This window comes from Fictibacillus barbaricus (assembly GCF_014635025.1).
Lineage (GTDB): Bacteria > Bacillota > Bacilli > Bacillales > Fictibacillaceae > Fictibacillus > Fictibacillus barbaricus.
This window is the reverse complement of the sequence record NZ_BMCE01000001.1, coordinates 1,172,866-1,191,236: the sequence shown is the minus strand read 5'-3', so window position 1 is coordinate 1,191,236 and position 18,371 is coordinate 1,172,866. Positions and strand designations below refer to the sequence as shown.

20 protein-coding genes are annotated in these 18,371 nt (G+C 38.1%); 5 read left to right on the top strand and 15 right to left on the bottom strand.

All coding sequences use genetic code 11. The features are described 5' to 3' along the window. Window positions 1-66 precede the first annotated feature (66 nt). Window positions 67-711 carry a tRNA (guanosine(46)-N7)-methyltransferase TrmB gene (trmB, locus tag IEV52_RS05805; protein WP_188401542.1) on the bottom strand — a complete coding sequence of 215 codons (645 nt, stop codon included), beginning with the start codon at window positions 709-711 and terminating at the stop codon, window positions 67-69. A 127-nt stretch (window positions 712-838) separates the two neighbouring features. Here trmB and IEV52_RS05800 point away from each other — a divergent pair, with 127 nt between their 5' ends. After that, the gene (locus tag IEV52_RS05800) at window positions 839-1,123 is read left to right on the top strand and encodes a YtzH-like family protein (RefSeq protein ID WP_188401541.1); all 285 of its coding nucleotides are present in this window, start codon (window positions 839-841) and stop codon (window positions 1,121-1,123) included. A 44-nt stretch (window positions 1,124-1,167) separates the two neighbouring features. Here IEV52_RS05800 and IEV52_RS05795 read toward each other — a convergent pair whose 3' ends face one another. The 6 genes from IEV52_RS05795 to thpR all read right to left on the bottom strand — a co-directional run bounded on the left by IEV52_RS05795 (window position 1,168) and on the right by thpR (window position 6,903). Next, a complete protein-coding gene (locus IEV52_RS05795) occupies window positions 1,168-1,950 on the bottom strand; it encodes a phosphotransferase family protein (protein WP_188401540.1) in 783 nt (260 codons plus the stop codon). Between the two features lie 153 nt (window positions 1,951-2,103). After that, window positions 2,104-4,242 (bottom strand): type I pullulanase, encoded by a 2,139-nt coding sequence (pulA, locus tag IEV52_RS05790; RefSeq protein WP_188401539.1) that lies wholly within the window; start codon window positions 4,240-4,242, stop codon window positions 2,104-2,106. A gap of 94 nt (window positions 4,243-4,336) precedes the next feature. Then, window positions 4,337-4,540, bottom strand: coding sequence for a hypothetical protein (locus IEV52_RS05785; protein ID WP_188401538.1), 204 nt, complete (start codon window positions 4,538-4,540; stop codon window positions 4,337-4,339). A gap of 22 nt (window positions 4,541-4,562) precedes the next feature. After that, on the bottom strand, window positions 4,563-5,486 hold the full coding sequence (locus IEV52_RS05780) for a diacylglycerol/lipid kinase family protein (RefSeq protein ID WP_188401537.1): 924 nt from the start codon (window positions 5,484-5,486) through the stop codon (window positions 4,563-4,565). A gap of 49 nt (window positions 5,487-5,535) precedes the next feature. After that, complete coding sequence (locus IEV52_RS05775; RefSeq protein ID WP_188401536.1) at window positions 5,536-6,321, bottom strand: hypothetical protein; 786 nt, start codon at window positions 6,319-6,321, stop codon at window positions 5,536-5,538. 21 nt (window positions 6,322-6,342) lie between these two features. Beyond that, complete coding sequence (gene thpR, locus IEV52_RS05770; protein ID WP_188401535.1) at window positions 6,343-6,903, bottom strand: RNA 2',3'-cyclic phosphodiesterase; 561 nt, start codon at window positions 6,901-6,903, stop codon at window positions 6,343-6,345. A gap of 112 nt (window positions 6,904-7,015) precedes the next feature. Between thpR and cysK the strand changes: the two genes are divergently transcribed. Beyond that, complete coding sequence (gene cysK, locus IEV52_RS05765) at window positions 7,016-7,945, top strand: cysteine synthase A (RefSeq protein WP_188401534.1); 930 nt, start codon at window positions 7,016-7,018, stop codon at window positions 7,943-7,945. 45 nt (window positions 7,946-7,990) lie between these two features. Here the strand turns inward: cysK and IEV52_RS05760 are convergent, their stop codons facing one another. From IEV52_RS05760 to IEV52_RS05750, 3 genes are read right to left on the bottom strand one after another with little or no spacing between them, the layout of a single operon-like run. Beyond that, window positions 7,991-9,172: an MFS transporter gene (locus IEV52_RS05760; RefSeq protein ID WP_188401533.1), complete on the bottom strand. Its 1,182-nt coding sequence runs from the start codon at window positions 9,170-9,172 to the stop codon at window positions 7,991-7,993. Between the two features lie 19 nt (window positions 9,173-9,191). Further along, entirely contained in the window at window positions 9,192-10,598 is a 1,407-nt protein-coding gene (gene pepV / locus IEV52_RS05755) for a dipeptidase PepV (protein ID WP_188401532.1), read from the bottom strand. 24 nt (window positions 10,599-10,622) lie between these two features. After that, the gene (locus tag IEV52_RS05750; RefSeq protein WP_188401531.1) at window positions 10,623-11,630 is read right to left on the bottom strand and encodes a potassium channel family protein; all 1,008 of its coding nucleotides are present in this window, start codon (window positions 11,628-11,630) and stop codon (window positions 10,623-10,625) included. Window positions 11,631-12,048: 418 nt separating this feature from the next. Here IEV52_RS05750 and IEV52_RS05745 point away from each other — a divergent pair, with 418 nt between their 5' ends. After that, a complete protein-coding gene (locus IEV52_RS05745) occupies window positions 12,049-12,267 on the top strand; it encodes a DeoR family transcriptional regulator (RefSeq protein ID WP_188401530.1) in 219 nt (72 codons plus the stop codon). Window positions 12,268-12,342: 75 nt separating this feature from the next. Here IEV52_RS05745 and IEV52_RS05740 read toward each other — a convergent pair whose 3' ends face one another. Continuing rightward, window positions 12,343-12,972, bottom strand: coding sequence for a PRC-barrel domain containing protein (locus tag IEV52_RS05740; protein WP_188401529.1), 630 nt, complete (start codon window positions 12,970-12,972; stop codon window positions 12,343-12,345). Window positions 12,973-13,013: 41 nt separating this feature from the next. Continuing rightward, window positions 13,014-13,742, bottom strand: coding sequence for a pseudouridine synthase (locus IEV52_RS05735; RefSeq protein WP_188401528.1), 729 nt, complete (start codon window positions 13,740-13,742; stop codon window positions 13,014-13,016). Window positions 13,743-13,841: 99 nt separating this feature from the next. Between IEV52_RS05735 and IEV52_RS05730 the strand changes: the two genes are divergently transcribed. Beyond that, on the top strand, window positions 13,842-14,276 hold the full coding sequence (locus IEV52_RS05730; protein WP_188401527.1) for a DUF6884 domain-containing protein: 435 nt from the start codon (window positions 13,842-13,844) through the stop codon (window positions 14,274-14,276). A 49-nt stretch (window positions 14,277-14,325) separates the two neighbouring features. On the opposite strand, the gene IEV52_RS05725 is transcribed toward IEV52_RS05730, so the two are convergent. Then, window positions 14,326-15,930, bottom strand: coding sequence for a putative polysaccharide biosynthesis protein (locus IEV52_RS05725; protein WP_188401526.1), 1,605 nt, complete (start codon window positions 15,928-15,930; stop codon window positions 14,326-14,328). A gap of 181 nt (window positions 15,931-16,111) precedes the next feature. Between IEV52_RS05725 and IEV52_RS05720 the strand changes: the two genes are divergently transcribed. After that, window positions 16,112-17,374, top strand: coding sequence for a BaiN/RdsA family NAD(P)/FAD-dependent oxidoreductase (locus IEV52_RS05720; RefSeq protein ID WP_188401525.1), 1,263 nt, complete (start codon window positions 16,112-16,114; stop codon window positions 17,372-17,374). 1 nt (window position 17,375) lies between these two features. Here IEV52_RS05720 and IEV52_RS05715 read toward each other — a convergent pair whose 3' ends face one another. Then, window positions 17,376-17,564: a sporulation protein Cse60 gene (locus tag IEV52_RS05715; protein ID WP_188401524.1), complete on the bottom strand. Its 189-nt coding sequence runs from the start codon at window positions 17,562-17,564 to the stop codon at window positions 17,376-17,378. A gap of 88 nt (window positions 17,565-17,652) precedes the next feature. After that, window positions 17,653-18,288: an SDR family oxidoreductase gene (locus tag IEV52_RS05710; protein ID WP_188401523.1), complete on the bottom strand. Its 636-nt coding sequence runs from the start codon at window positions 18,286-18,288 to the stop codon at window positions 17,653-17,655. Window positions 18,289-18,371 lie beyond the last annotated feature (83 nt).

The window sequence follows — 18,371 nt, the reverse complement described above, 5'->3', positions numbered from 1 at the left end:
TTACAAGTGTATCATAAGAACCAAAGAACAGAATAAAAGAAAAAACTCAAGCTAAGCTTGAGTTTTTTAAGATCGAAATTGTGCTTCCATTCTATAGATACGAAATCCTTTTTCAGAGAACTTCTCTTCATATTCAGTCATTACGTTATCATCATCCATGTCACTCTTATGAAGATCAAGACTAACATCTTTAAAGAACATACCGTATTTGGACATGCTATGAAGTGAGTATTCAAACAAACCTTGATTGTCGGTTTTAAAATGAATCTCACCAGGCTTTTTTAAAATGGTTTCATAGCGTTTTAAGAAACTTTCATGTGTCAGTCTTCTTTTTGCATGTTTTTTCTTTGGCCACGGATCTGAAAAGTTTAAATATATCCGTTCGATCTCACCAGTCTCAAAATAATCTAACAAATGTGTAGCATCAGCTCGAACTAGTTTAACATTCGGCTTATTGTCTTCAAGGATACGATCAAGCGCTGTAACAATAATGCTATCGTAGAGCTCCATCCCTAAATAATTAATATTAGGATTCTGCTCGCCCATTCCGTTAATGAATTGACCTTTTCCTGTTCCAACTTCAATATGAATAGGATTGTCATTACCAAAGAAAGAGTGCCATTGACCTTTTTGTGTTTGTGGTTCAATAGAAACTATCTTAGGATTCTCCATCAACTTTTCTTTAGCCCATGGCTTAAATCTTTGACGCATATTTTCTCCCCGCCTTACGATTAAAAATCATCTGTTTGGATAAACCTTTTTAATTATCTAATTGTCCTATTTAAGGATATTTTTTTCAGAAATCCATAAGCTATGCAATGAAAGGATGTGCAGCATAATGCCATTAAATCACAACGATCAATTGCATATAATAAGAGACCTTCTTCAAGACCATTACACCGATTGTGCTGGTTCACCCTCAGAATGTGCACAGATAGAACGACTTGCTGCACATTTATTGGAAAACGGTGAAGTTCATGAAGAGGTGCGTAACATACTATCCAATATCAATGAGTACAGTCATACCGGCTTTTCTCATCACCATTTGGATGAACATATATCAAGTAATCGTCCATATTTAGAATCATGGATCAACACCATACAGACCCATCATCCATATTAAGACACTATTCCCTAGGAAATAGTGTCAGATAGACTTCCATATTGTCAGATAGCACCTGCAAGTTCTTTAATACTTTCAGCAAAACGGGCAGTCTCTTTTGACTGTCCTTTTTCTTTATACCAGAAAAAAGAGCTTATGGTCTGAGCCAAAACATACCAATGCATTCGTCTCTCTAAATGATCGTTTAGTGTTTCACCATATATGCCAAGCCATTCTTCCCAGTCTTCATAAGGAATGTAACTATACAGAAGCATACCAAGGTCAAGTGCCGGATCAGCTATCATTGCACCATCCCAGTCGATTAGAAACAATTCATTGGAATCACTTAAAAGCCAATTGTTGTGGTTTACATCACAATGACAAACCACCAAGTTATCAACTTCAACCTCTGAGGCCGTTTCCATCAAATAAGCAAATGAATCATTTATGATTTCTAGATAATCTTTTTCTTTGCGCATTTGTAATTGAATATCGTTCAACAGATCCAGCGGGGTTAATTTTTTCTTTTCAAGGCGATTCATCATACCGAGTAATTCTTGTGATCGATGTATCTTAGCTAATAATTTTGCAACATTTTCACTTTTCATATCCGCTGCTTTCAATTCCCTGCCGTCTAACCATTGCTGAGCTGTTATGACATCCCCATTGCCCAGCCTCTTTGTCCAAAGTAGTTTAGGGACAATCCCTTCAGCTGAAAGAACAGCTAAAAACGGAGAGGAATTACGCTTTAAAAACAGTTTTTGGTTCCCATATTCAGCTATATATGCTTCTCCTGTTGCTCCGCCAGCAGGGGAAACCTGCCAATCTTCTCCCAAAATCTGTTCCAAATTGTTCACCTTCTTATCTAGTAAAGAGTCCGCTTTTACATGATGTTCATTCAACAACTGTCAGCTGTTTCCGTTTCAAAATAAAATACTGCGAAGTCATTATTTTAACACAAAAAAATAAGAAAAGCACTTGATTCTTGATACTTTACATACCTACTCTTTGTATAGCAGCGAAAAAGATAAAGGGGGTATTAAATAACAGTCAGAACTAGTTGCTTTTTTGCCGCATCTTTGGTCCTCAACCGCGATGTTCCACTCTTGATGTTCGAGAGGTACGCCAATCGGCTTTAATGTTTGATTAAAGAACAGTAAGACTTTTTTCCAATATAATACGCCACCTTCTTTATCGGTAAAAACACGTTGTAATTCAAATCCCAATGCCCCTCTTGGAACATTTTTTTCCTGAAGTTCCGCAGAGCCATTACGAAAAATCGGCTGCTCTTTTTTTATTTTTATTAGGTCTCTAAAATAAACAACCGAGTGATCGTTTTTTTCACAAAAATTCCAGTCTATTGCGTTTATACGATCAGGGAGGTTGTAACTATTTTCTGCTCCGTGTTTAGTACGAAAGAATTCTTGCCCTGCATGTATAAAAGGTACACCGCGAGCAAACAGCGTAAAAGCTAGAGCCAGTTGCTGACGTTTTCTTCTGGTGGTCTCATTTTCATGTGGATGCCGAATGGCTAAAAGATCAAATAACGTATGATTATCATGACATTCCGTATAATTAATGCTTTGTTCGGGAGCCAAAAATAGATTTTGATTTCCTGCATATCCTCTAAGTACATGTATCATTTGATTTTTAACACGGTCGTCTTGATTTCCGTTTATAAACCCGCTGGCACCTTCGGGGAATATACTTCCTTTAACATGATCTCGAAATGCATCGTTAAAGAAGGAATAGTCAGGCATCCTCTTGGCTGATGATAGAGAAGCTTTTCTTTCAGGTTCTAAATACGTGTTTAAATCCCAGCCTTCTCCTAACAAAAATACCCCTGGATTTAATGACTTTAATTTTTTTGATGCAATATTCATTGTTTCTATATCATGTATTCCCATCAAGTCAAAACGGAATCCATCCACTTTGTACTCATTCAACCAGTACGTGAGTGCGTCTATGATGAATTTTCTCACCATTTTTCTTTCAGAGGCTGTATCATTCCCAACACCTGTTCCATTTACAGGGTTGCCGCCATCATCATAACGAAAATAATAACCTGGAACTAGTTTCTCAAAAGCTGAATCTTCTCGAATGTATACGTGGTTAAAAACGACATCTAAGATAACGGAAAGGCCATTGGTTTGCAAAGTTTGAATTAAGACTTTTAATTCTTTTACTCTGCTGACGGGATCATAAGGATCTGTAGAATAAGACCCTTCAGGTGCAAAAAAGTGAACAGGATCGTATCCCCAGTTATATTCCTTATCCGATTTCGTCTCATCAACACTTCCAAAATCCGCTACTGGCATCAGCTGAACATGCGTCACACCTAAACTCTTTAAATAATCTAACCCTGTTGGATACCCATTAGAAGTTTTTGTACTCTTTTCTGTTAACCCTAGATATTTACCTTTATTTTTCACACCACTGTCGGCATGTACCGTAAAATCTCGTATATGAACTTCATAGAGGATGCTGTCGGTTTTGGCACGGAGGTTTATTCTTTTTTCTGAACGATTCCAGCCTTCAGGGTCTGTCTCCGATAAATTGATAACAACAGATCTCTCACCATTTATTGTAACCGAACGAGTATAAGGATCTGTCGTTTCCACCCATTCATGATTTACTTTAGCCAAGTATGTGTATTCTGTTAAGTGATGATTTCCTTCTAATGTAAGGTGCCACACCCCTTTTTCGGATCTAATCATCTTACATTCTGAAAAAGAATTAAGTTCTTCCGTTTTATACTTTAGTCTTATTTCATTTGCGACTGGTGACCACACCTTAAATGTTGTAGAATCTGGGGAATAGATAGCTCCAAGTACACCATCATCATAAAAAAGTGTGTCAAAACGCTCGGTTCTAACTACACTTCCAACCTTTAAAGGGATTCTTATTTCCTCACAGGCAACCCAATACTCCGTGTACAAATCTAAAGGTTGTGAAGTTTTGCATTTGTAGATGTATTTTTCATGGTAATCTTCTTGTATATCAATCGTTAACGGCTGTTTAGCTCCTTTACGATCTATCAATACAAGTGATGGGATGATTGAAAATGGCTTATTCACTACAATCGTTATCATTGAGAAATTATCGATATATGCTTCCGCTGAAATGGTATCTAATCTCATCAGTCACACCCCTTTAAATCGCTATTACATCATATTGAACTATTTTTCATTTTGTTATTCCTTTATATGAAAAAGAGAGAGGGAATTCTCCCTCTCATTCAGCGTTTAAATATTTGTTCTTTACGAGTCTTCCGGCAATGACCAAGACAGCATAAATGATAACTGGAACAACGACTCCTAACATCAGTTGGTCATTTGTTATATGTAACAGCCATTCTTTAACCCCGGATTTTTTTTCAATTAATGCAACCCAGAGGATTCCGAAAAGTGCTATATTAAAAAAATCAGTCCATTTCATTTTTTATTCCCCACTCAAATTTTCAAATTTTCAAAGGCACAGATGCTGGATTCACTGCAATACAAACTGGTGTTGTACCTTTAAATTCACCATCAGCATGAATAGCCACAGGTCTTTTCGTCGCAACTGAAATTTCAGTTCCTCTAAACTGAGCGACGCCTTTCACATTCACATGGCCACCCCAGAAGACGGAAATAAAAAGCGCTAAAAGTTTTAAAAGTGAAAGATTATGTACAACACAGACATCAAGGATTCCATCGTTAAAACGGGCTCCAGGACAAATTTTCATACCCCCTCCATAATAGGGCATGTTTCCAATAGCTACAAGCCAGACGTTATGAAAAACATGTTCTTGATGATCAATCTTCAAAATCATTGAATCAGGCTGATAGAATCTTAGGACTTTAAATAATGTAATAACGTAAGCGATTGTTCCTAACTTTAACTTATGCAGATGCTTTTTGTAGGTTGACTCATTTGTGTACTTTGCAACTTCGCCATCTAACCCGATTCCAATAGCACTTAAAAAAACTTGGCTTTTCTTGCTTCTTCCCATTAACTGGATCGTTCCAGAATCACCTTTAATCGTCCGATTCCGCTTCAGATAAGAGATTTGGCTCTTCAACCCTTTTATCTCTTTAGCAAGCACACGAACAATGTCATTACCTGAGCCCCCAGATATAAAACCAATAGGAATTTCCGGGTGTTCTTTAATCCCGTTGAATACTTCATGGATGGTTCCGTCTCCGCCTACAGCAATGACAGCTTTAATCAGATCTTTATTCATGTATGTAATCTTCTTTGCAATTTCTATGGCATGACCGCTATATTCTGTGTAAAACGTTCTATAGGGTATCTCTTCCTTGTCCATTTCCTTTTTTAACGATTTAAACGTTTTAATAGCTTTTGCGTTATTTGCATTAATAATAAAAAAGTACTTTTTCATTCATCAGGTCCTCGATTTGTTGTTTTTCAAAGAAATTCGACAAAATCTTTCAAATCCCTTCAAAATTAATCTCAGACTCGTTGGATAAAGGATCCTTTCTGAATATCGAATTGGTTACGCCATAAGCCAATAGATCGGATATAAATTTTAATTGCTGACTCTTGATAGGTGCTGGATTCTGTTGAAGCTGATTGTGCCATTCTTTGAAATTTCGTGTATCCGTAAATGAGATCTTTCTCCAGTCGCTTGAGAAATCAATAAAAGCATGAGGCGCTACAATGCATTGCCTCAATGTTAACTGTTTCTGATAAGGCTCCCAATACTCTCTTAACATACTATTCATACGTTCAAGACGAATGATTGGACTTAAACTTGTTTCTCTTTCATCTGAACGAACATTCTTCCAAAATCGTTTATTTTCATTTGATTCTTGCCATATCCCTTCTCCGTCCAGCCAAACAAGCAGCCATACATCTGCAGGTCCCACTAAAATGATGTCTAATTCAACAGGAGCATTCTTGACTTGGAGTACAGGTTCATAAAGTAAAAAGTAGTTATCAGGAACCTCTTGAGTGAGGAACTGCAACGTTTGATCTTGCCTATAAACAGTGTCCCAATTTGAAATTTCTTTTACGGTAGAAGTAGCCCAGTTCAATTGGTGATCATATAGTTTTTTTCGGAAATCTTTGTTGATGGTTTTTTTGTCCATTTTTTCATTGTTCTGCTTGACCAATTTATATCGATTCTCTTTTATCCTCATAAACAGAGATTGGTAGTGATAAAGGTTTTTTTCGTAACGTGAAACATAGTCTTGCAATTTAACAAGCTGCGCCATGATGTCTCCCCTCCTGTGTACTTAATTTCTTAATGAGAAAGATTCTATAGTCTGGTATTTAGGCACTCTTTCAAGGTGTGTTTCGTAAATAACGATATGATCGGCTTTAAACTGTACTTCTTGCCCATACTGTTTCCACCAGTCTTCATGGTTCATTGATAAAGACTCTGATTCAATATGCTTCCGTGCAAGCGTTATGTGAGGTGCATATGGTCTCTTTTCAAGAGTAAAGCCAGCTTGTTTGCATGCATTGGCGACTTCATTTTGAAGACGATATAAACTAGATTGTTCTTCAACACCTGTCCAAAAGATCCTTGGATGCTGTTTGTTCCCAAAAAAGCCGAAGTGGTCCACATTAAGTATAAAAGAGGGATGTTTTGGCACCACTTCTTTTAAGAACGTACTAAGTTTATTTATTTGTTCCCCAGATGCTGTGCCTAAAAAGGCTAATGTAATATGAAAATCTTCTGGATGTACCCAAGTCTTGAAATTGTGTTCTTTCTTAATGTTGCTGCAGAATCCTGCAAGCTTTGTTTTGACTTCTCCTGGAAGCTCTACTGCTACAAAATGATGCCTTTTCATACAGTTCACCGCTCTCATTTTATTTTATCAAAATTTTAAAAGGTTCTATCTGCTTTTTTACCTAATGATTAATTTGTTATACTTAAGATAGCAACAAAAAGGAGTGTAAACCATGAGAGTCGTATCAAACATTGCTGATCTAATCGGAGATACACCTATCGTTAAATTAAACCGTCTTCCTCATGCAGATGGAGCACATGTATATGTTAAATTAGAATATTACAACCCAAGCCGCAGCCTAAAAGACCGAGCAGCCTATAACATGATCATAGAAGCTGAGAAAAAAGGCCTCTTAAAAGAAGGATCAACCATTATTGAGCCTACTTCAGGGAACACCGGTATCGGCCTCGCTATGAATGCAGCGGCAAGGGGCTATAAATCCATAATTGTTATGCCTGATACGATGACAGAAGAAAGAATCAATTTATTAAAAGCTTACGGCTCAAAAGTTGTACTAACCCCCGGTGATGAAAAAATGCCAGGTGCGATAAAGAAGGCAAGGGAGATGGCAGGAGAGATTCCCAACAGTTATATGCCAATGCAATTTGAGAACACTTCAAATCCAGATGCACATCGAAACAGCACTGCGATTGAAATTAAAGAAGCGATAGAGGAAATCAATAAACCGTTTGCTGCTTTTGTTGCCCCAGCGGGAACTGGCGGTACAATTACTGGAACTGGGGAAACGCTGAAATCATTCTTTCCGGAACTGACGATTCATGTTGTGGAACCAAAAGGGTCACCTGTTCTGTCAGGTGGTAAACCTGGAAAGCACAAGCTCGTTGGAACGAGCCCCGGCTTTATACCTCCTATTTTAAATCAAAACGTCTATGATGAGATTATCCAAGTCAATGACGAAGATGCATATTCAATCACGAGACGCCTTGCATCAGAAGAAGGAATATTAGTTGGTCCATCGTCAGGTGCTGCCGTATACGCTGCTATAAAAATTGCAGAAAAGCGCAAAAAAGGAGAAGTGGTGGTCTGTATCACTTGTGACTCAGGTGAACGCTATCTTTCCAGCGATCTGTTTCAATTTTAATAAAAAAACGGGCATCCCATATCTTTCGGATGCCCGTTTTTATTTTTATATAGACCGTTGTATCAGGATACTACTTTGCAGTTCCATACGAGACAAAATGAAAACCATGAAAAGCCCGATAAATGACAAAGCCCCAAAAAATAGATACGTATAGAAGATATTAAATTTATCAAATATGACGCCACCCACAAAGGTACAAAACCACGAACCTAAACCATTTCCAACAGCTGTATACAAAGAGACTGCTGTAACTCTTACTTCAATAGGTGTGTTGGTTCGAACGTAGTCCATAGCTGCAGGAATAAACAACCCCACTGAGAACCCCTGTACAACAGTAGTCAATAATACTACTGGAAATGAAGGTTCAAAGAAATAGAAGGTCCAGCGAGCAGCAGAGATTGCTGCTGCAAAAATCATAATATGCATCATGCCCCATTTTTTAATCGTGAAACCTGCAAATTTCATGAATGGAGCTTCGCTTCCTGCTGCTAGTAAGAACGCTAACCCCACTCCTGCTAATGTTCCGCCTGCTTCTTGAATATAAAAACCAAAATAAAAGTTATTAGCAAAAATAGGACCAAATACTAAAAAAGTGGCTGAAAGAAAGACCAGGAACGAAGGCATCTTTATCAATTGATCGATCCCTTTTTTAAGGTCCGTTTTAAGCGATTGATTTTCTTTTGGCATCTTAAACACAAATAATACGCATAGGATGAGAACAGCAATAAACATATAAAAGATAACTCGAGTTCCAAATGCTTCAGCAAGTCTGCCCGCCATATAAACGGCAATAGCAAATCCTATAGCCCCAAAGAGTCTATAGTTTCCGTATTGTTTGTTTTCTTTTTGAACGTAATTTAAAAGGATGCTGTCAGAAACAGGTACTAAAGCACTTTGCATAAATGAAAATACAATAAGCAGCGCGATAAGCCATATGTATGACTCCAAAAGATAGATACTGTATCCAAATGCCGCTGTTAAGACCAAAGAAAAAACCAGCACCGAGCGCGGCCGTCTTGTATAATCCGTTACAATACCCCATAACGGCTGAGCAAAGATCATGACAACAGGACCGATCGACATAAGTGTGCCGATCTCCGTTCCGCTAAGCCCTACTTCCTCTTTAAAGTAAACGCCTAATAAAGGAAATAAACTCCCGAGACCAAAAAAACTTAACAGATAAAAGCCTTTTAGACTGATGGAGGTTTGATCAAATGTTTTTGTCATGATGCACCTCGCTTAATTTCTATTTTGCAAGCTCATAAATGGCTTGAGCGTAAATGGCTGCTGCAAGAAGCAGATCATCTACATACATATATTCATCTCTTTGGTGTGCCACATCTTCTCTGCCAGGGAACAGCGCTCCAAAAGCAACACCTGTTTCTAACGAACGCGCGTACGTGCCACCGCCGATTGCCAGCAATTCTCCTTTTTTTCCGGTTTGCTCTTCGTACACGTTTTGCAGCGTTTTAATCAATGGGTGGTTTTCATCCACATAGTTAGGCGGATTATTCTCAATGATTCTCATGGTCCAATTGTCTGTTTTTGCTCTTTGCAATAATGTAGTTTCAATAAGAGCACTGTCATGCGTTACTGGGTATCGAATGTTCATACCAACCTTACCGCCATCTGAACACTGGTAATTCATTACTCCTACGTTCACAGTTAATTCTCCACTTGCTTGATCAACAGCTGCAATTCCTAATTTATTTCCTGTATATTCTCCATAAACATCTTTAAGCAAGTTAAGAAAAACCTTATCTTCTCCATCAAAAGTGTAGTTGTTTAAAAATTCAGCAAGCATGAGGCCAGCATTTTTTCCGATTTCTGGTGTGCTGCCGTGTGCTGATTTACCTTCCGTTCTCAGTGTGAGTTCGTCATTTTCTAAAATGGCTCCGCCTTCAATTCCCTTTGTAATGGTGAAGCTTTCGAATGCTTGTTTAAGCCCATCTATTCCTTGGCCTTTAATCTTTGCTTCAGCTTGATCTGGTACCATGTTTAATCGCTGACCCGATTTAAAAGAGTGCAACTGAAGAGTTTTGCTAACAGCCTTTTCTTCTCCACTTAAACTGAACTCCACATCAAATATTCCCTTTTCTGCTGAAATTATCGGAAAATCTGCATCAGGTGCAAATCCGATTGCAGGCATTTCTTCTTTTTTAAAATAATGCCTCACACACTGCCAATTGCTTTCTTCGTCACAGCCGATAATCATTCGTACTCGCTTTGAAAGAGGAAGCTTTAATTCTTGAATGATTTTCATTCCGTAGAAAGCTGCCATCGTGGGTCCTTTATCATCAATGGCTCCTCTTGCAAAAATCTTGCCGTCCTTGATTTCTGCTCCAAATGGTTCAACGGACCACCCTTCGCCTGCAGGAACAACATCGACATGGCAAAGAACCCCTACAAGGTCTTCTCCGCTTCCTACTTCAATGTGTCCCGCATATCCATCTACATTCTTCACATGCATTCCAGCTTCTTTTCCAAGGTCTAGCATATATCTTAATGCTCGTTCAATTTCAGGTCCAAAAGGTGCTCCTTCTTTTCCGCCTTCCTCATCAAGAATACTCGGGATTTGCAAAAGATCTCTCGTATCATCCAACAGTTGACCTTTTCTTTTTTCAACTTCTTCTTTCCAATTAATCTGTGTCATTTGTAACGTCCTTTCCTTAACGATTTATGCAAGTGCTTCATACACATCTTTGCTACAGATAATATATAAGCGTGCATCTTCAGGTATAGCTTCATTCAACTTTTTGTTTATGCTAAGATCGTTCCCATCTGCTATTAATGTGGCTCCTTGTTCTAATAGCCCGTCAAAAGCATCTTTATACGTTCTCCATTCTGCTTTTTTTTGAACCTCAAATAAATTTTCTCCTTCTTTATGTGAAAGAAGTTGAGTATAGATGCCAGTTATCCCTTTTGAGAAAGCAGAACGCACAGCCATACGAGATACCGTTTCATGACTTAGCACAAACTCATCTACTTTAGCATGTCTAAAGTTCTTAATATGCTCTTCTCTTTTTATTTCAACCGTACTATGTATATGAGGCGTCAATCTTTCTACAGACGTTACGATCAGAAGTGTTTTGCCGTCCGCTAACGCTGAGTCATGAATGGAATCATCCGAAAAAACGAGTACAGATTGTGCTTCCTCTATATTTGCTTGTATCAAGGTCGATTCAATAGAAGGATCACCTTGAATGTAATGAACGTTTTGGTGAGTAATCGGTGTGACTGGTAATCGATCAATAAGTACAACTTCAAGGTTTGGATGAGTCTCAGTTATCTCATTTATGGCATACTTTGCCTTCTCAGACCACCCAATAATAACAAAATGATTCTTGCCTTTAAAAGTCAACCTTCCTTCCTCCTTACGCTTACGATGAGCTCCCATTGCTTCAACCAATTTTCCAATAGCAAGACCTGCTATTCCAATGCCAACTAAAAAAATGAAAATTGCATACATTCTGCCTGCAACCGTTACAGGATAAAAATCACCATAACCAACCGTAGTAACCGTCGTCATTACATACCATAATGCGTCAAACCAACGTGGAAATGTTTTTGGTTCTAAAATTTGCATAACAACTGATGAAAAGATGACAATAAAAAAAGTAAAGGAGAAAATTCCAAGTTTGTTTTTAACGAAAAAGCGATTGATCAGCTTTTGTATAATATACACCGCAACGCTCCTAACTTGTTACGAATTAATAACCTTTTTATTGTACCTTATTCCTTATAAAAATGGTTGATCAGTTTACAATTCACTGGAAATTTTAGACTATTGACAAATTCGAACTTTCGTGTATAATGATGCGTAAATGGGAGGTGTGGTATTGCTCAACTGACAATTTTCCTTTAATGGGGATCAAATGTTCGTTATGAGGTATTGCTGCATAGCCGCACAGACATCTTTGAACGTGACCGAAACTACTAAGGCTTAAGCAGCGGAGAACCAAGTTGGATTCTTCGCTTTTTTATTTATAAATGGATGGGTGTTATGAATTAAAAAGATTGTAACCTAACATTCATATTTCATTAACTTTAGACTGGTATCATATAGTGTGTTAACAACTATCTAAATAACAAGGAGTGGTTTTTTGAGTCCTTCAACTGACAGAATGTTGAATCGTGTGAAAGCCCTGTATTTGTTTATTCGAAAGAAAGGTACTGTAACAACACGAGAACTAGTTGAAGAATTTGGAACTACACAGCGAACCATCCAGAGGGACCTTAATGTGCTCTCATATAACAACTTAGTAACAAGTCCTGCCCGCGGATTGTGGGAGACTACAGCAAAAAAAGTTAAAGTTTCATAAAGAAAAATACATGGATAAGCATAAGTAATCCCCGCTATTAGTAGCGGGGATTTTTTTATTTCATATGGTTCATCATTATAATTCATCCGAGCTGTCTTTTAAAAGGAGATCGGATGTTCTTTCAATTTTCCACTCTTGATTTTTCCAATCCAGATTTCCAGAAACTGGCATAAATTTGTCACTGTGACCAAAAAGACTCTTCCAAAATCCTTCTGAAAGAGAGAAACCGATCACTTGCTGACGATCTGTATCAACAATAAGATCATTTATCTTTCCGATTTTTTCACCGTCTTGATCAATAACTGGCAAATCTTTTATTGCCTGAAAGGAATAACATTCTATAGGTTCATCTCTTTGCTGTTCATTCCCTGCAAATAATAATCTGTCTTCATTGAACTCTTTAACCCGATGCCACGGAATATAATAAGTTTCTTTTTTATAATTCTGATTCGTTTCGGGATAAGCACTTCCCGTTAACGGTGTATTCTGTGTTCCGATACCAGAAGTAGCAGCTACAACGGTTTCCATATGTTGATCTGCTGGCATCTCTTCATGCTGATAACTATTGTTTTCAACAGAAAAAGTAAAATAACAAAGACGATGATCATACATGTTAAAAAGGATGTCGTCGATTCTATGTTCAGTCAGTTCAGCTGTATCATGTTGGGCTTTTATCCCGATCAATTTTTCAGCAGATAATTTCATATAGAGTCATCTCCTTTTTATTGGAAGATACCCCTTATAAATTATTCAAAAACATCCTCTTTTAGTGATAGCAAGGAAAGTTCCTCTTCCGTCAGCTCTCGATAGGTTCCAAGTTCTAATGACTCATCGAGTTTTAGTTTACCCATCTGAATTCTTTGAAGGTATACGACTCTTCTGCCAACTGCTTCAAACATTCGCTTAACCTGATGAAATTTCCCCTCAGTAATTGTTAATTCTATCTCAGATTCTTCATCCGAGTTATGAATTACTTTAAGATACGCTGGCTGCGTTTTATATCCATCTTCTAAGATTACACCTTCTCTAAATCTTTCATTTGTACCATCTGGAATGGATCCATTTATTTTTGCAAAATATGTTTTTGGTACATGTTTTTTTGGTGAGAGCAGAGTGTGAGCCAGCTGCCCGTCGTTCGTTAAAATCAGTAATCCTTCTGTATCTTTGTCTAACCTTCCCACTGGAAAAGGTTCAAAAGTTTGTGCCTCTAAGTGAAGTAAATCAATCACTGTTTCATGCCGGGAATCTTCTGTAGCAGAAATCACTCCTTGTGGCTTATTCATCATTAAGTAAATAAACTCCTGATAGACAACCTCTTCGCCATGAACCAAGACATGATCTCTATCTGGATCAGCTTGTGTTTTGGGATCTTTTATAATCGAACCATTTAATGTAACAGCACCTGATTTTAATAATTGCTTTACTTCTTTACGGCTTCCATACCCAGTATTTGATAGCCATTTATCTATTCTCATAAGTACCTCCGGTTATGATCTATTTTTCCTATATTATTGTAAAAAAATTGATTGATTCTTGAAGAATCAGGGTAATTTAGTACTATAGGAGGAATTGGAATGAAAAGGAAAATAGGTCTTCTGGCAACCGCACGAAAAAAGGCAATAAACCCTTCGGCAGCTATAGATTTATACATAAGCCCTTTATTCGTTAAGTCTGTTCAATACGCACAGGATCATTATGATGATTTTTTCTTTTATAGTGCGAAAGAAGGGCTCTTAACGAAAGACCAATACATTGAACCGTATAATGTTTCAATCAAAAATTTTTCAACATCTGAAAAGCGGGAGTGGGCTCACCAAGTGATCCATGACTTAGAACAGCGTGTTTTGCCTTCTCAATGTAAAATCTACATTCACGGCGGCTGGGTATATCGAGAATTCTTGCAGCCAGAATTAGAAAAAGCAGGTTATGACTTTGAAGTACCACTTGAAGGTTATAGCATTGGAAATCAACTAAAATGGTACGATGAGCAAAAACAAATCAAAAAGTAACCACACCGAATGAAAAAGAAGGCTTTCTATCAGCCTTCTTTTCTTTTGCCTATTTTCTGCGTCGTAAGAATGGGATACGGTCTCCTAAAATAATGGTTAAGAGTCCTGAGCGATAGCTTAAGAAGCCATAAACCGCTCCTCCCGTAAGAATTCCAACCGTTAATTTCATTACCGTTTCGATTCTTGTTTCTGTCTCTCCTAACAGCATCGAAACAAATATAACTGTAATTGACATCGCCACAATGAATACAGAAATAAGTACCGTTCTGCGGTAAACCCATTTAAAGGAGAAGCCGCTGTATTTTTTTATGATATACAGGTTAAACCATATAGAAAGAGTATATCCAATATCTGTTGCGATAACAGATCCAGTTCCACCAAATGCTAACAGCAGCGGTTTATTCAAGAGCAGCTTCGCAAGGAATCCGACTGACAAACTGATAAATGCATATCTTTGCTGGTTTAATCCTTGTAAGATTGCTGCTGTTACGGTAAACATGGCAAACCATAAAGCTGTTGGTGCATACCACTGAAGATAGTACCCGCCAGTATCCATGGCTGACATTCCAAAAAGAGCACCGTAGGCAGGGTATGCTAGAACTGTTAAACCGATAGCAGCAGGTGCCGTTAAGAACAACACCATCTGAAACGTCTGTGTGATTTGTTTATTCAAAACGTCTTTATTATCTTCCGTAAATGACTTAGTGATCACAGGTATCAGTGTCAAAGCCAAAGCTGTTGCTAGGGACACAGGAATCATGACGAGCTTATGGGCAATCTGTGTAATGATCGCGAAGACAGATTCTGCTTCTTTTTGCGAATAATCCATATCTTTTAACGTATTTACAATCGTAAACTGATCGACTAATTGATAAAGCGGGATCGCTAGACCAACTGCTACAAAAGGTATCGCATATTTAATCGTCTCTTTATAGATATCCATTAAAGAAATATTAGCAACTGGCTTACTTTTGTCATACATTTTCTGCAGGTGTGGTTTTCTTTTGATCCAATACCAGATCAGAACCGCCAATCCTGCAACAGCACCAAGTGTTGCTGCAAAAGTAGACAGGGCAACTGCCGTTGTTGTTTCACCATCTAAAATATTGATAACAACAAAACTTCCTACGAGAATGAATACAATTCGTACGATCTGCTCTACAACCTGTGAAACAGCAGTAGGTCCCATGGATTGAAAACCTTGAAAATAACCACGGATCAAGCTCATGGATGGTACGATAATTAAAGCTGTGCTTACCATACGAATAACCAATGTAATGTCATCTATACTATTTCCTTGTCCCCCTTTTTCATCAATAATCTGATGAGCGAGAACAGGAGCTAACATATACAGAATGAGGAATGCTATAATTCCTGTCAGTGTCATTACAAGCAAACCGGATTTGAGCAATTTTCTTCCTGCGGCATAATCACCTAAGGCATTATATTTAGATACAAATTTAGAAACGGCCAGTGGAACTCCCATTGTAGATATACTAAGCAATATTGTATACGGTATGTAGGCATAACCATAAAGAGCCATACCTTTTTCTTCTACTAGATTGGTAAACGGTATTACAAAGATCAATCCGATAAATTTAGAGAAAAAAGTTGCAGCGGATAAGATCAATGTTCCACGAAGTAATCGAGACAACTATTTCAGCTCCTACTAATCATCCTAAAAAACATTATTGATATTGTATCACATAAGAACATGATGTAACCTCAATTAACTTTTTGCAAAAAAGTAAGGAATATGAAAACCATAGCTTTTTTTAAGCTATACTATTGTATACAATAATTTTTAGCTGAACGTTTAAGAAAGTTGGGATTGTATGATTTATGATTGTATTGTGATTGGAGGAGGGCCTTCAGGTCTTATGGCCAGCGTAGGTGCTGCTTCCAACGGAGCTCGTGTACTTCTCATTGATAAAGGAGAGAAGTTAGGCCGAAAGCTGGCCATCTCAGGCGGTGGCCGCTGTAATGTTACAAACCGTTTGCCTGTTGAAGAGATTATTAAGCACATTCCAGGCAATGGCAGGTTTTTATATAGTGCATTTTCTGTTTTTAACAATGAAGACATCATATCGTTTTTTGAAGGGCTGGGCATTGAGCTGAAAGAAGAGGATCATGGCAGAATGTTTCCTGTTTCCAACAAAGCCACTGATGTTGTTGCAGCGCTTCTTCAAAAAATTAAACAGCTCGGTGTTCAGATTCGAACGAATACTCCTGTAAAAACGATTAATTATGGTGATGGACTTCACGAGATCATCCTGCAGAATGGTGAGTCGTTACAAACAAAATCTATAGTTATTGCAGTTGGCGGTAAATCCGTTCCACATACCGGATCCACTGGGGATGGATATGCGTGGGCAAAAAAAGCAGGCCACACCATAACTGACCTATACCCGACAGAAGTACCTATTACTTCAAATGAAGCGTTTATTAATAAAAAAACATTACAAGGTATTTCCCTTCGTAATGTGGAACTTTCTGTTTGGAACCCGAAAGGGAAGCTGATCAAATCTCATCAGATGGACATGATATTTACCCATTTTGGGGTTTCAGGACCTGCTGCATTACGCTGCAGCCAATATGTAGTAAAAGCTCTAAAAAAATTCAATGTTCCCTCGATAGAGATGCGTATCGATTCTTTTCCTGAAGAAAATGAAGAGAACTTGCTCTCTACCATCCAGAAGAAGATCGATGCCGAACCAAAGAAGTCTCTTAAGAACGTTTTAAAAGGCATACTGCCAGAAAAATTCCTCTTGTTCTTAATTGAGAAAGCAGAAATAGATGGCGAAACTGCTGCTGATCAGGTACCAAAACAAGCAATTCGGAAGCTGACTTCCCAAATGAAGAGTTTTTCTTTTCATGTTAATGGAACGTTATCCATTGAAAAAGCTTTTGTAACTGGGGGCGGCGTCTCAGTAAAGGAAATTGCCCCTCAGACGATGGCATCCAAGAAGCAAGAAGGTCTTTTCTTTTGCGGAGAAATCTTAGATCTGCACGGGTACACAGGCGGTTACAATATAACGGTTGCATTTGTTACCGGAAACATCGCAGGAACAAATGCAGCTTATCATGCACTGAGCTGATTTACTTCTTATAAATAATCATTGCAGAAAAAGAAAACATCGTCTCGTTCTCCTCGTGGACGTTTTCACATACCGCTATCTGAAACTTGATATCAATAAGGTGATCAGCAGGAATGACACTTAAGAACTCATTTACACACTCTTCTAAATCGTCTTCGTGATCTTCATCAAACACCTTAACTTGAATCATAAAAAGCATCCCCTTTAGCCAAGAGTTTCGTTCATTTATTCGGCCTCAGAGGATGCTTTTCCTTTGTTGGGATTTGACTACTTTTGTCTTACAAATCTTCTATCGCTGTCTTTATAGGTATTTCTCCTTCAATCAATTCAAAAACTTGGTGATACATTTTTTCGTTTCCTAAGCAGGCTGCGAGTGTTCTTGCTACGTCAGCTCTGGGAATAGACCCTCGTTCGTTTATTTTTTTCTTCGCGTAAATTAGACCCATTCCGTCTTCATCAGTTAGTGCGCCAGGACGCAAGATCGTATAGTTTAATGAGCTTTCCATGAGTTCATTATCAGCTTTTCCTTTTGCCTCCAAATAATGCTGCAAACCTTCCGGCCCTTTTTCAGGTGTGTCCGCCCCCAGGGAACTTACCATAAGAAATTGTTTCACGTTATGAGTTTGTGCGTGTTTAATGGATTTTACTGCTCCTTTATAATCTACAGCATCCGTTTTCTCTGGACCTGTATGCCCTCCAGAACCTGCAGTAAAAATAACGGCTTCAACACCCTCGAATACATGTTCAAAATCCTGTTCTAAGTCACCTAAAACCGCTTCAATGTTAGGGTGCTGAAAATGTTCTTGCTGTTCCTCTTTTCTAACCATAGCTTTAACTGAATGACCTTGTTCGGCCAGTATATTACACGTTAATTTACCGATGTTACCATTAGCTCCTATCAAAAGTATATTCACTACACATCCACTCCTTCTATTTCTCTGCCTATGTAGTGTTACACGAAATGGAGTTTATAAAACATGTAAAGGTGGTTGGAAGT